The following is a 14,644-nucleotide window of genomic DNA, read 5'->3' as shown; positions in this document are numbered from 1 at the left end:
GTTCAAATGGCGATTCAGCGTTTAATTGGTTTTGGGAAAAAAGAAGAGTTTAAGGAAATTTTGGCAATTTTAAGAAAGCAGAATCCTGATAGGATAAGGGTTCTGTGAAATTTGTCGTGTACAGAGCTGCCTATGAAATATTGACCATTTTTCTATCTTCGCTTACAATTGCATGCCCTCAAAAAGTAGTATGTTTTTGGGGCTTTTTATTAACGGGAGAATTGCCACATGGCAACAACAAATCAGTTGATCCGTAAGGGTCGTACGACTTTGGTTGAAAAATCAAAAGTTCCTGCGTTGAAGGCTTGTCCACAACGTCGTGGTGTTTGTACACGTGTTTACACAACTACACCTAAAAAACCTAACTCAGCAATGCGTAAAGTTTGCCGTGTTCGCTTAACTTCAGGTTTTGAAGTTTCTAGCTACATCGGTGGTGAAGGTCACAACCTACAAGAGCACAGTGTTGTTCTTATCCGTGGTGGTCGTGTTAAAGACTTACCAGGTGTACGTTACCATACCGTTCGTGGTTCTTTAGACTGTGCTGGTGTGAAAGATCGTAACCAGTCACGTTCTAAATACGGTGCTAAACGTCCTAAGAAATAATCTTTTAAAGATTAAACTCTTAGTTCGTAGAACTGCAATCCTTTATCGTCTCGCTTGTCTGATTTCTGCATTTAATTTTGTGAAATTCAAGCGACGTGTAGTAAGGCCAGCGAAATGCACACGACACTTTGTGCTACGGCTGGATCACCCTGAAGTGTCATATTTATAGGTAGTTTAAAATGCCAAGACGTCGCGTAGTCGCTGCTCGTGAAATCCTTCCGGATCCTAAATTCAGCAGCCAAACAATCGCTAAATTCATGAACCACGTAATGCAAGATGGTAAAAAATCTATTGCTGAAAGTATCGTTTACGGTGCTTTAGACCGCGTTCAAGAAAAATCTAAAGTAGACCCAGTTGAATTTTTTGAAGCTACGCTTGAAAAAGTTCGTCCAATGGTCGAAGTAAAAGCACGCCGTGTTGGTGGTGCTACTTATCAAGTTCCTATGGAAGTACGCCCATCCCGTCGTACTGCTTTAGCGATGCGTTGGTTGGTAGATGCTGCTGCTAAGCGTTCTGAAAAAACTATGGCGTTACGTCTTGCTGGCGAGTTGCTTGATGCATCTGAAGGTAAAGGCGCAGCGATCAAAAAACGTGAAGATGTGCACCGTATGGCTGAAGCCAACAAAGCCTTCTCTCACTACCGTTTCTAAGCGGATAAAACAGGCCCTAATCAGGAGGGTGATGAATCGGTTGTCACTGAATTGTCATCAAATCGCTTTAAGTTGCTAGGCAGCTTAAAGCGTCCTGTTTTAAACAACAAAATTTAGGAATGCTAGAAATCATGGCACGTCAAACCCCAATTTCTCGTTACCGTAACATTGGTATCTCTGCGCACATCGATGCGGGTAAAACAACAACTTCAGAACGTATTTTGTTCTATACAGGTGAAAGTCACAAACTTGGTGAAACTCACGAAGGTTCAGCAACAACTGACTGGATGGAACAAGAGCAAGAACGTGGTATTACTATTACCTCAGCAGCTGTAACATGCTTCTGGAAAGGTATGGGTAACCAGTTTGACCAACACCGTATTAACGTAATTGACACCCCAGGACACGTTGACTTCACAATTGAAGTTGAGCGTTCTATGCGTGTTCTTGACGGTGCATGTATGGTTTACTGTGCTGTAGGTGGTGTACAACCTCAGTCTGAAACTGTATGGCGTCAAGCAAACAAATATAAAGTACCTCGTTTAGCGTTCGTGAACAAAATGGACCGTACAGGTGCAAACTTCTTCCGCGTTGTTGAACAAATGAAAACTCGCTTGGGTGCAAACCCAGTGCCTATCGTTGTTCCAGTGGGCGCAGAAGACACATTCACAGGTGTTGTTGACTTAATCGAAATGAAGGCAATCATCTGGGATGAAGCTTCACAAGGTATGAAGTTTGAATACGGTGAGATTCCAGCTGACCTTCAAGCAACTGCTGAAGAATGGCGTACGAACATGGTTGAAGCTGCTGCAGAAGCATCAGAAGAACTCATGGACAAGTACCTAGAAAATGGCGAACTTTCTAAAGAAGAAATCGTTGCTGGTTTACGTCAACGTACATTAGCGGGTGAAATTCAACCTGCAATGTGTGGTTCTGCATTCAAAAACAAAGGTGTTCAACGTATGTTGGACGCAGTAATTGAATTCTTACCTGCACCAACTGACGTTGAAGCGATCAAAGGTATCTTAGACGACAAAGACGAAACTGAAGGTTCTCGTGAAGCGTCTGACGAAGCTCCTTTCGCAGCGTTAGCGTTCAAAATCATGAACGACAAATTCGTTGGTAACTTAACGTTCGTACGTGTTTACTCTGGTGTTCTTAAAGCGGGTAGCCCGGTTTATAACCCAGTGAAAATGAAGCGTGAGCGTATTGGTCGTATCGTACAGATGCACGCAAATGACCGTCACGACATCGAAGAAATTCGTGCAGGTGACATCGCAGCGTGTGTAGGTCTTAAAGATACAACCACTGGTGATACATTATGTGACGAAAACCACGTAATTACACTAGAGCGTATGGAATTCCCAGAGCCAGTAATTGCATTGGCTGTTGAACCTAAAACTAAAGCTGACCAAGAAAAAATGTCAGTTGCTTTAGGTCGCTTGGCGAAAGAAGATCCATCATTCCGCGTTCGCACAGACGAAGAATCTGGTCAAACGATCATTGCGGGTATGGGCGAGCTTCACCTTGACATCATCGTTGACCGTATGAAGCGTGAATTCAACGTAGAAGCGAACATTGGTAAACCAATGGTTGCATACCGCGAAACGATCAAAAAGACGATTGAGCAAGAAGGTAAATTCGTACGTCAAACTGGTGGTAAAGGTAAATTCGGTCACGTATTCGTACGTTTAGAGCCGCTTGATCCTGAAGCTGGTAAAGACTACGAATTCGCTGAAGAAGTTGTAGGTGGTGTAGTACCTAAAGAATTCTTCGGTGCAGTAGACAAAGGTATCCAAGAACGTATGAAGAATGGTGTCTTGGCTGGTTACCCAGTTGTAGGCATTAAAGCGACATTATTCGACGGTTCTTACCACGATGTCGACTCTGACGAATTATCGTTCAAAATGGCGGGTTCTTACGCATTCCGTGACGGTTTCATGAAAGCAGATCCTGTTCTTCTTGAGCCAATCATGAAAGTTGAAGTAGAAACTCCAGAAGACTACATGGGCGATATCATGGGTGACTTAAACCGTCGTCGTGGTATGGTTCAAGGTATGGACGACTTACCTGGTGGTACTAAAGCAATTCGTGCAGAAGTTCCACTTGCAGAGATGTTTGGTTACGCAACACACATGCGTTCTATGTCTCAAGGTCGTGCGACTTACTCTATGGAATTTGCTAAATATGCTGAAACTCCACGTAACGTGGCAGATGGCATCATTGCTAAATTCCAGTCTGGTGGTAAAAAAGGTGACGACGAGTAATCTTTCGATTACTATAAGCGCAAACTAATTCATAGTTAAAAAACCTAATGCTCATGGAGTGATCCTCCATGAGTTGTTTTAAAAAGGAAGATCTCATGGCTAAGGCTAAGTTCGAACGTAATAAGCCACACGTTAACGTGGGCACAATCGGTCACGTTGACCATGGTAAAACAACTTTAACAGCTGCGATTGCTACAGTATGTGCACGTAAGTTTGGTGGTGAAGCGAAAGATTACGCTGCTATCGACTCTGCACCAGAAGAAAAAGCACGTGGTATTACAATTAATACTTCTCACGTAGAATACGATTCTCCAACTCGTCACTACGCGCACGTAGACTGCCCAGGCCACGCCGACTATGTTAAAAACATGATCACTGGTGCTGCTCAGATGGACGGTGCGATCCTTGTTTGTTCAGCGACTGATGGTCCAATGCCACAAACTCGTGAACACATCCTTCTTTCTCGTCAGGTAGGTGTACCTTACATCATCGTATTCTTAAACAAATGCGATATCGTAGACGACGAAGAGTTAATCGAATTAGTTGAAATGGAAGTTCGTGAACTTCTTTCTACTTACGACTTCCCAGGCGACGACACTCCAGTAATCCGTGGTTCAGCACTTGCTGCACTTAACGGTGAATCAGGTCAATATGGTGAAGATGCTGTAGTTGCTCTTGTTGAAGCGCTTGATACTTACATCCCAGAGCCAGTACGTGCAATCGACCAAGCATTCTTAATGCCAATCGAAGACGTATTCTCTATTTCTGGTCGTGGTACAGTAGTAACTGGTCGTGTAGAAACTGGTATCGTGAAAGTAGGCGAAGAAGTTGAAATCGTTGGTATCAAAGACACAGTTAAAACAACTGTAACTGGCGTAGAAATGTTCCGTAAACTTCTTGACGAAGGTCGTGCGGGCGAGAACTGTGGTGTTCTTTTACGTGGTACTAAGCGTGAAGACGTACAACGTGGTCAAGTACTTGCTAAACCAGGTACAATCAAGCCACACACTAAATTCGATGCGGAAGTATACGTACTTTCTAAAGAAGAAGGTGGTCGTCACACTCCATTCCTTAACGGTTACCGTCCACAATTCTATTTCCGTACAACTGACGTAACTGGTGCAATCCAGTTGAAAGAAGGCGTTGAAATGGTAATGCCAGGTGACAACGTTGAAATGTCAGTAGAATTAATCCACCCAATCGCAATGGACCCAGGTCTACGTTTTGCGATCCGTGAAGGTGGTCGTACTGTAGGTGCTGGTGTTGTTGCTAAAGTAACAGCATAATCACTTTATAGTGTGAAAAAGCGCTCCATTTGGGGCGCTTTTTTTATGGCTGTATTTTGTGTGCTAGTTTCCAGATGGATGAAAGCTTGTCCTACTGTATTGATGGATGAAATAGCTGTTCTTTAAACCTTGAATCAATCTAAAACCATTTTATGAACATTCTTTTGCTGCGGTTTAGTTGCCTTTTTTCTCTTACATCATAAAAATAATTTTGCTGTCTAATTATTCTTGCTCTTACGTCATAAAAAATTATCGTCTATTTTTTTACTCTTGCGTCGTAAAAATAATTTCATTGTCTATTTTTTACTCTTGCGTCACAAAAAATAATTTCACTTATCATTATTTTTTATTCCTCATGTCCTGAACTGACAACTCACTGTCCTTAACTGCACTTAAATACCGCACAGAAAACCGTAATATGAACTCATACCGAAAAATAAAAAATATAGCGGGTTACAGGAAATGAATGACTTCATTGTTGTAACCTCAGGAGTGAGCAACATGAATGCTAAAGTGAGTATTAGTGAACGTGCAGGGGCGAGTTTTCCTGTCCGTCGAATGAATTTCAACTTTGATGCTGTACCTGAATATTGGATGAATGGTAATGCAGGTCTAACGCATTTTATGACTGCATTATCTGCGTTATTTCCCGCAGGTGAGAAGTTCTTTATAGACAGTGTGCGTGCTGTGCGTTATCACCCAATGCTGAAAGACAATGCAGATTTACAGAAAGAAATCAGTGCATTTATTGGACAAGAAGCCATGCACACGCATGAGCATGTCGGTTTTAATGCCTCTGCACAGAAATTTGGGCATGATGTTGATACTTTGGATTGTTATACAGATACTGTGATTCAAACTACACGCAAATTTATGGCAAAGTTGGCTAAACCGATTGGCATTACACAGAAAATGGTAGATTTAACTGCGACCACTGCGCTAGAACATTTCACAGCTACGATTGCCTCACAATTATTGACCAATTCACATATTCAAGAATTGATGACCGATGACACCATGAAAACTATGTGGTTGTGGCATGCGATTGAAGAAAACGAACATAAAGCTGTTGCGTATGATGTATTTGAAGGTGTGTTTGGCAAAGGTCTGAAAGCCTATGCACTACGTACAAGTTCTTTGGTTATTTCGATGCTGACTTTATTTTTTGTACAAAACTATTTTTTGTTGCGTTTACTAAAACAAGACGAGCAGTTGAATTTGGAAAATTTACGCATGATTTATCGTTATGCCTATAGTCCATCTAAAGGGATTATTACAGGCATGGGCAAAGAAATGTTGTTCTATTTCAAACCGAATTTTCATCCTAACGATTTTGATACCACAACATTATTAAATACTTGGAAAGCTAAATTAGGCTTTTAAACTTTTCCCTTTGGTCAGGCAACGCAAGTTGCCTTTTTTTTTGCTCGATTTTTTTGTAGTGAAATCTATAATGCCTACATCTTAGAACAGCACAAGATCATTTCTTATGATTCGTTTAATGCAAGCCCATGATGTCGCTGATGTAGTTGCGATTGAAAATTTGGTACAAAGTCATCCGTGGGGTGCCAAACAATTTTCCGAAGCGGTGGACAGTTATCACAGTACCGTGATTGAACACGCAGGGAAAGTGGTGGGTTTTTGTATTTTACAACCTGTGTTGGATGAAGCGAATTTGTTGTTGATGGCGGTACATCCAAGTCAGCAAGGCAAAGGTTTAGGTTATCAACTGCTAGAACATTCTATTGCAGGTTTGAAAAACCAACCTGTGCAGATTTTTTTAGAAGTACGTGAAAGTAATTTAGCTGCGATAGCCCTGTATGAAAAGTCAGGTTTTCATCAAATTGATTTACGTAAAAATTATTATCCTAAAACGGATGGCACACGGGAGCATGCCATTATTATGGTGAAATCTTGTAGCGATGATTTTGCCAGTTTGTTTAAGTAAATCTGATCGATGCAAAAATAGTATTGCATCATTACATTTTTATTTGATGATGGAGTTATTCCAGCCTAAGGGCAGCGTGGTCATTAAGGAGTTTCCCAATTGCTGCACCTCATCGGTATTTAGGCTGCGGTTAATGCGTCGCCATTGACCATCGAGTAGTAGCTCAAGGGGCCCATATTGCGATTTATAATTCATTTTATTGGAATGTGGTACCCAATAGCCTAAGTAAACATATTGCAGTCCCAAATGCTGTGCCTGTTCAATTTGTTTTAATACCGCAAATGTTCCGAGTGAGCGACGACTTTCGTCTGGGTCAAAAAAGGTATAGACCGCAGAAATACCATCATCTAAATAATCACAGGTCGATACCGCAATTAGGCGATCTGCTTGCCAAACTTCTAAAAAGAAGCTGCTGGTACAACTGTGGATTAAAAATTTTTCAAATTGGTCACGGCTGGCAGGGAACATATCGCCATCGGCATGTCGTTCATTGATATAGCGTTCATACAGCGCATAATGCAAATCACCTGCATCTTGTGGCTTGGTGATTTTGATTTGTAAATCGTGATTGCGTTTCCAAGCTTTTTTTTGGGTGCTGTTCATTTTAAATTCAGCGACAGGAATACGCGAAGAAAGGCATTGGCGGCACAAATGGCATTCAGGACGATAGACAAAATCGCCACTGCGACGAAAACCGACCCGAGAGAGTTCAGACAAAGTCAGCACATCAATTTTATGTGCAGGGTCTAAAAAAACCATCCGCGCAGATTTTTCGGGTAAATAGCTGCAATCATGCGGCGGAGTAATGTAATACTGCAAATCATTTAGCAGGGATTTTGGGTGATATGAATTCATTTTCAAGATCCCTCTCTGTTATTGTCATTCAAATAGGCGCGCATACTGCGCTATTGTTTTACTTGAAAATACACTGTCCTGATATTTTTTCCAATTGATAGCAGGCTGTTTTACAACATCTTGTAACGATTTAAGATAGTCTTGGCGAGAAAGTGTACATGCGCCCAGACTAATTAAATGATCATTGACCAATTGACAGTCAATCCAAGGCAATTGTTGTTCTTGTCCGAGCAGCATCAAACTATAAAATGCCATTTTAGATACATCAGTGCGATGGCTAAACATGGACTCACCAAAACAGCCCTTGCCAATGCTGACCCCATATAAACCACCGACCAAAAGATCTTGCTCCCAAACTTCGACACTGTAGCCATAACCTGCTGCAAAAAGCTGACAATACCCTTGAATGATCTCTTCAGAAATCCAAGTTTCATTGGCGTAGCTACGGGGCAAGGCACAATTGCGAATCACTTGTTCAAAGGCGTGATTGACAGTAATGCGATAATCCATTTTTCTCATGTTACGGATTAAAGATTTACTGGGCTGATAATATTGCGGAATAATCACACAACGCGGTTCAGGACTCCACCAGCAAATAGGATCACCTTCTGAAAACCATGGAAATAAGCCATGTGTATAGGCTTCATAGAGCGTAGAAGGGGAGAGGTCTGCACCTACACAAATCAAGCCTTCACCCTCAGGATCGACTTCAATGGGGTTTGGAAAGATAAACTCAGATGGGGGAAGTTGTTGCATGATTGAAGTAAGTAAATATGAATAATTCTAAACTAACGTAACTGAAATTGAATGGCAATCATTGAAGATTGCCACTCAAGTAATAGGTTAGTTAAATAATCGAAGTTGTTTAGCGATTTGTATTTTTTTACTGTCAATAAACAATTGTGCTTTGGTTTGAATAATTTCAAGACTTTTGGTTTGATCAGAGACAGTAGTTCCATCTTTGTCTAAAACAAGCCATCCAAGCTGACCAATCACCTCTTGGACATAATGTGCAAAATCACTCGCAGTCTCTAAGCCATCAATAAAATGTGCTCGATAAAATAATTGATGAAAATGTTCTGTAGCAATACCAATTCCAGTAATTGGACTGATTAACACACTATAGTTTTGATGAAAACTGGCTTGTTTTAAAATGTAATGATTTAAATTTTGGCAATGCAAAATTGTTTTTTCGCTTGGTTGAAGGTTCTGACAAGGTTGAGCCAAGCCTAGATGACACAAAATCACTAATGCATTTAGAATCTTTGCATAATTTAATTCTGGAAAACTAGGTTCAAGCTCAGCAATTGTAAGTGGCTGGTAATTACATTCAGCAAAGAGATTACCTATAGGTTGATATATTTCTTCAATTAAATTGAATGTGCCTAATAGTCCATTAATACTCGTTGGTAGTTGCTCTTTAGCTGTAAGCAGCACGAAAGCAGTGTTACGTAATTTTTCTTGGACTTGTAGCGGTGTTAAATTATTTTTTCCGCGAATAAATAGGTCACGTCTAAATTGCGTGTTTGCGAAATAGTCTCGACACTGTTCTTTAAAGATTGGATGCTCAATCGCATTTAAAAATTGCTGATGTTCATCAGAGAAATTAATATTGTCTAAATGGGCACCAAGATCAGTAGAACCAGCGTAAGACAATTTGATTTCATCAAGTATACGAACGATTTGTTGAAATGAAAAACATTGCCAATCTTGATTTAAATACTCATGAATTAAGTAATTTTGATTCTGTTGTTTTAAATCCGCAACCTTTTGTAAAGCATTTGGATTGCGTTGAGCAAAAACTGGATTTTTTTTCAGTAATTCATCACTAAAATTGAGTGCTTCATTCACTTTCTGAATTGGATTGGTGCTTTTGCTATTAAACTTAAAATGACTATGAAATAGTTCACGAATTGGCATATTTGCAGCCCAACCCGTTACACAGTTATAACTGATATACACGATGCCATTTGGTTTCAAAAATTTGCGAATGAACTTTAGAATAATATGTTGATTTTCATAACTAATCCAACTCCAAATACCATGTAAGCTGATCGAGTCAAACATCGGTAAATCTTGACGATTTAACAACTCTTCAAAACTATCATCATAGAAAAAATGTTCAACATGGCTTTGTTCTGCTAATTGATTGGCATGGGCAGCATGAGCAGGGTTAAAGTCCGTACCATAAAATTTTGCTTCATTACATGTCGCATGGATATTTATGCTGACACCTTGTCCAAAACCGAGTTCGCAATGATTATGGGTTTCTTGAAAATCAGGACTTTCAATACCGTTTAGTAGCAAGCAAAACTTTTGAAAATTTGGACTCAAATCTCGATAGTAACCATAGGTGTAATTAACTTCAGTTTGATAGCCGTTAGTCCATGTCGTTGTCATTTATGTAATCCACTCATCAATTTTTGTTTAAAAAGTCTTCATGTTTTTGATTGTATGAATGATTTGTAAAAAAAACCACCAAAAAAATGGTGGTTTTTTCTTAAATTGTTACTTAGTTCGAGTTGTCTAAATATTTTTCTGCATCCAGTGCTGCCATACAGCCTGAACCTGCAGAAGTAATCGCTTGGCGATAAATTGAATCGGCCACATCACCTGCAGCAAATACGCCAGCCACAGAAGTTTGAGTCGCATTGCCTGAAGTGCCGCTTTGTACTTGGATATAACCATCACGCAAGTTCAATTGACCTTCAAACATACCTGTATTTGGCTTATGTCCAATCGCAACAAATAAACCTTGAACTGGAATATCTTGAGTGCTTGAATCTTGAGTCGATTTAATACGAACTGACGTTACACCAGTTTTATCACCGAGCACTTCATCAACTTGATGGTTCCAAATGATACTGATTTTGCCTTCTTTTTCTTTAGCAAAAAGATGATCTTGCAAAATCTTCTCAGAACGTAAGCTGTCACGACGGTGAACTAATGTTACATGCGCAGCAATGTTAGATAGGTAAAGTGCTTCTTCAACAGCGGTGTTACCACCACCGACAACCATTACATTTTGGCTTTTATAGAAGAATCCATCACAAGTCGCACAAGCACTTACACCTTGACCCATAAAGGCAGCCTCAGACTCAAGACCTAAATATTGTGCAGTCGCACCTGTGCAAATGATTAAAGCATCACAGGTAAATTCTTCCATATCGCCTTTGAGTACAAATGGGCGCACATTCAGGTTTACTTCATTGATATGGTCATACACGATTTCTGTGCCAAAGCGTTCCGCATGAGCTTGCATACGTTCCATTAACGCTGGGCCTGTTAAACCTTCAGGATCACCTGGCCAGTTATCAACTTCCGTAGTTGTGGTGAGTTGACCACCCAATTGTAAGCCTGCAATTAAAGTCGGTTTTAAGTTGGCACGTGCAGCATATACTGCAGCACTATAACCTGCAGGGCCTGAACCTAAAATAATTAAACGTGAGTGACGAGCGCTCATGCACAGCATCCTTTTTTTATTTAGAAATTTATGGAATTATACGTGAAACAGGATGAGTTTGCTGTGTGATTAAAGTCGATATTACTGATCATGTAAATCGATTTGAGCTATATAGAAAAAGTTAACAACACACTTCAATAATCTTGCATCTTTTTCTAGGCAACACATGCATAATAGAAGGTCTGTTATAATTTATAGCTTGCTGTGTGGTGAAGCTTGCATCGTGAAATGCAACTTAAATGACACAGCTAAATGAAATACAGACGCTCCGAATCAGGTGGCTTTTTAAGACCATCGAACAAACAAAAAACATTGATGAAGAATTGGCGACAGGACAATATATGACTGCGGTGTCGGGTGCTTATGCACATCGCTTAATAGCGACATTATTTTTGGTCTCTTTTGGAATATATCTGTTCCTTGCAACGGTGACCTATACTCCATTTGACCCAGGTTGGATGCACATTTCCAGTGACACCCAACAGGTTTCAAATGCGAGTGGAATCGCAGGTGCGTGGATTGCCGATTTACTGTTTGGCTTTTTAGGTTGGGCGAGTCTGCTTCTTCCTGCTTATTTTTTTATTGAAGCCTTACAAGTCTGGTGGCCGCGTAGTTTTTTAAACCGTCCATTTCGTTATGCTGCACAATTCTTCATTTTATTGGCAACAGCAAGTTTGCTGTATTTATTTTGGCAAGTACCTGCCGATACGTTAGACAATGCCTCAGGCGGCATCATTGGTTTTGAACTTGGGAAAAGTTTATCGCAAATTTTAACCATTTATGGAGCAACACTTTTTTTAGTCGTCTTTTGGATTTTCTTATTTACCCTCGCATTTGGGGTGAAGTGGAACAGAACGTGGGCAACTTTAAAAGCTACACCTGCTTATCTGCAAGATTTGTTCTATCGCAATGTACCTGAAGCAGAATCTGACTTTGACCGTTCTACACCACAGGTGAAAAAGACCGTTGTCGCTGCTGCACCTGTGGTTGCTGTTGAAGTGGCATCAACTGATTTAGAAGCAGCAAGTGAACCCGTGGTTGCACAGGCGAAAGAAGCTGAAACAACTGCGCCACATCCTGCGGCAGAGCGTATGTTTAATCACATGCAGCAACGTGAAGAAGAAGAGCAACAGGCGCAGCAACAGCTATTGGTGCAAGATGAAATTGATGATGTTGAGTTAGAAAAAACCATCGAAAAGGCGCATCGCTTAGAACAAGACAGCCAGCGTATTGTTGCGACAGGCGAAGTGTGGCGTGCTTTACAAGAAAATACCGACAGTCAGCATAACCAAGACATTCATGCATTATTACGTGCTTCTGAAGAACCAGAGCCACATCTACAATCGAATCCTTTTGATGAAGTGCGTCCTGCATCTACGGCATCTCAAGCCACTGCAAAATCTTCGTTAGATTGGGATGATGATCAAATTTTTGATGAATTGCTCGCAGCAGTTCCGCAAGGCAAAGCTGCAAGTGATTTACACAGCCCATTCCAAAACAGCGGGGCAATGGATACTTTAGATGAGTCTGTGACCCAGCAAGAAACAGTGCATCCGCACTCGAATCCTACGGCTCACAATTTTAACGATGATCTCAGCAGATTTGAGTCAGATTTTAACCCGCCATCGTCAAGTGCTTCGAATACGCAAAATCATGCTGTACGCCAAGAGCGCCATTTGCAGCATGATTTAGACAGTTTAGATGACTTGTTGGTGGATGATCTTTTGGGTGATGAGTTACAGCAAGATGCATTTCAAGATCAAGCGCCTGTAGCGCGTAGTACCAGTAGCTATGCACAAAGTTCTGCTTTTGTTCAGGCACCTATTCAGACGGCAGCCACTGCCGCAGTGATGGCAAACGCAGCGACTGCTACACAGGCTGAACAAGCAGAAAAAGTGGCGTTATCCAAAGAAGCATTTATCGAAGCTTGGCAGGAAACCGCAGGCAAACCACTAGACGAAGATGACTTTGATTTTGATGCGCCGCTGACCGATGCACATGGTCGTCCGATGTCACGCGCCATGCAGGTTGCAGAAAAACGTCGTGATTTATCGCCATTACCGGGTTTGGATTTGCTTGATAAAGTCGATCCAAACAAAAAAGTGAACTTCACCGCAGAACAATTATCGCGCTTGTCGGAATTGCTGGAAATTAAATTACAGGAATTTAATGTCAAAGCCAAAGTGGTTGAAGCACAGCCTGGTCCTGTCGTGACCCGTTTTGAGCTGGATTTGGCACCTGGGGTCAAAGCTTCAAAAGTAACCAATATTTCTCGTGACTTGGCGCGTTCAATGTCGATGGCATCGGTACGTGTGGTCGAAGTGATTCCGGGCAAACCGTATATTGGCATTGAAGTACCGAATAGTTCACGTGAAATGGTACGTTTGATTGAGTTATTACAAACGCCTGCTTTTGAAGATCCAAACGGCATTTTATCTATGGCGATGGGGAAAGACATTTCAGGCAATCCTGTGATTACTGAATTGGGCAAAGCACCACACATGCTCGTAGCAGGGACAACGGGTTCAGGTAAATCAGTGGCAGTGAACTCGATGATTTTGTCGATGTTGCTGAAATACAAGCCTGATCAATTACGCTTAATTTTGATTGACCCGAAACAATTGGAACTCGCCAACTATAACGATATTCCACACTTATTGACGCCTGTAGTGACTGATATGAAAGATGCCGTCAGCGCTTTAAATTGGTGTGTCAATGAAATGGAACGTCGTTATAAGCTAATGTCTTTCCTGAAAATTCGTAAATTAAGCGACTATAACCGTAAGGTTGAAGAATCTATTGCCAATGGTGAAGATTTAATTGATCCAACTTGGAAGCCGGGAGATTCAGCAACGCAAGAACGTGCACCGCGTTTAACACCATTGCCATCTATTGTGATTGTGGCAGATGAGTTTGCCGACATGATCATGCAAGTGGGCAAGAAAGCGGAAGAAATGATTACCCGTTTGGCACAAAAATCACGTGCAGCAGGGATTCACTTACTCTTAGCAACTCAGCGTCCATCGGTGGATGTGATCACAGGTCTAATTAAAGCCAACATTCCAACCCGTGTAGCTTTGCGTGTGAACTCGAAAATTGACTCACGTACTATCTTGGATGCGGGCGGTGCAGAAGACCTGCTTGGTCATGGTGATATGCTATTTTTAGGGCCGGGTAAAATTGAGCCAGAACGTGTGCATGGCGCATTTATTTCGGATGATGAAGTCAACCGTATTTGTGATGCGTGGCGTGAGCGTGGCGATCCTGACTATGTCGATGAAATCTTGACGCCATTTGATGAAGAACCATCTTCACGTGGTTTTGAAGATGGTGAAGGCAGTCCAGACCGTGATGTGTTGTATGATCAGTGTGTAGCATTTGTTTTGGAAACACGTAAAGTGTCGACCTCATCTTTACAGCGCAAATTTAGCTTGGGCTATAACCGTGCGGCACGTATTGTCGATCAGATGCAAGAGCAAGGCATTGTGAGCGAGCAAGGAGCAAATGGGAAACGTGAAATTTTAGTGTAAAGCTTTCACTTTCTGTTTGATTTTGAATCAAGTAGTGCTATA

The 14,644-nt window shown here is 41.2% G+C and carries 11 protein-coding genes; 7 read left to right on the top strand and 4 right to left on the bottom strand.

Annotated features, from left to right (window positions below):
- The first annotated feature begins 228 nt into the window (after positions 1-228).
- From rpsL to rimI, 6 genes are all read left to right on the top strand, one after another.
- Entirely contained in the window at positions 229-603 is a 375-nt protein-coding gene (gene rpsL / locus HYG89_RS08010; protein WP_000246374.1) for a 30S ribosomal protein S12, read from the top strand.
- 179 nt (positions 604-782) lie between these two features.
- Positions 783-1,253, top strand: coding sequence for a 30S ribosomal protein S7 (rpsG, locus tag HYG89_RS08005; protein WP_004975277.1), 471 nt, complete (start codon positions 783-785; stop codon positions 1,251-1,253).
- A 131-nt stretch (positions 1,254-1,384) separates the two neighbouring features.
- Positions 1,385-3,520 carry an elongation factor G gene (gene fusA / locus HYG89_RS08000; RefSeq protein WP_096902149.1) on the top strand — a complete coding sequence of 712 codons (2,136 nt, stop codon included), beginning with the start codon at positions 1,385-1,387 and terminating at the stop codon, positions 3,518-3,520.
- 95 nt (positions 3,521-3,615) lie between these two features.
- Positions 3,616-4,806, top strand: a complete 1,191-nt coding sequence (gene tuf / locus HYG89_RS07995) for an elongation factor Tu (RefSeq protein WP_004975768.1) — start codon at positions 3,616-3,618, stop codon at positions 4,804-4,806.
- A gap of 501 nt (positions 4,807-5,307) precedes the next feature.
- On the top strand, positions 5,308-6,189 hold the full coding sequence (locus HYG89_RS07990; RefSeq protein WP_096902701.1) for a metal-dependent hydrolase: 882 nt from the start codon (positions 5,308-5,310) through the stop codon (positions 6,187-6,189).
- Positions 6,190-6,295: 106 nt separating this feature from the next.
- Positions 6,296-6,754, top strand: coding sequence for a ribosomal protein S18-alanine N-acetyltransferase (gene rimI, locus HYG89_RS07985; RefSeq protein WP_178866998.1), 459 nt, complete (start codon positions 6,296-6,298; stop codon positions 6,752-6,754).
- 39 nt (positions 6,755-6,793) lie between these two features.
- On the opposite strand, the gene HYG89_RS07980 is transcribed toward rimI, so the two are convergent.
- The 4 genes from HYG89_RS07980 to trxB all read right to left on the bottom strand — a co-directional run bounded on the left by HYG89_RS07980 (position 6,794) and on the right by trxB (position 11,072).
- Positions 6,794-7,609 (bottom strand): arginyltransferase, encoded by an 816-nt coding sequence (locus tag HYG89_RS07980; RefSeq protein WP_178866996.1) that lies wholly within the window; start codon positions 7,607-7,609, stop codon positions 6,794-6,796.
- 24 nt (positions 7,610-7,633) lie between these two features.
- Positions 7,634-8,365, bottom strand: a complete 732-nt coding sequence (gene aat, locus HYG89_RS07975; RefSeq protein WP_178866994.1) for a leucyl/phenylalanyl-tRNA--protein transferase — start codon at positions 8,363-8,365, stop codon at positions 7,634-7,636.
- Between the two features lie 87 nt (positions 8,366-8,452).
- On the bottom strand, positions 8,453-10,009 hold the full coding sequence (locus HYG89_RS07970) for a class I SAM-dependent methyltransferase (protein ID WP_178866992.1): 1,557 nt from the start codon (positions 10,007-10,009) through the stop codon (positions 8,453-8,455).
- A gap of 112 nt (positions 10,010-10,121) precedes the next feature.
- Complete coding sequence (gene trxB, locus HYG89_RS07965) at positions 10,122-11,072, bottom strand: thioredoxin-disulfide reductase (RefSeq protein ID WP_178866990.1); 951 nt, start codon at positions 11,070-11,072, stop codon at positions 10,122-10,124.
- A gap of 341 nt (positions 11,073-11,413) precedes the next feature.
- On the opposite strand from trxB, the gene HYG89_RS07960 reads away from it, so the two are divergent.
- The gene (locus HYG89_RS07960; protein ID WP_104853253.1) at positions 11,414-14,602 is read left to right on the top strand and encodes a DNA translocase FtsK; all 3,189 of its coding nucleotides are present in this window, start codon (positions 11,414-11,416) and stop codon (positions 14,600-14,602) included.
- Positions 14,603-14,644 lie beyond the last annotated feature (42 nt).

The organism is Acinetobacter sp. SwsAc5 (assembly GCF_013391485.1).
Classification (GTDB): Bacteria; Pseudomonadota; Gammaproteobacteria; order Pseudomonadales; family Moraxellaceae; genus Acinetobacter; species Acinetobacter towneri.
Note: the sequence above shows the minus strand (reverse complement) of the source record. Positions and strands in the feature narration are given on the sequence as shown.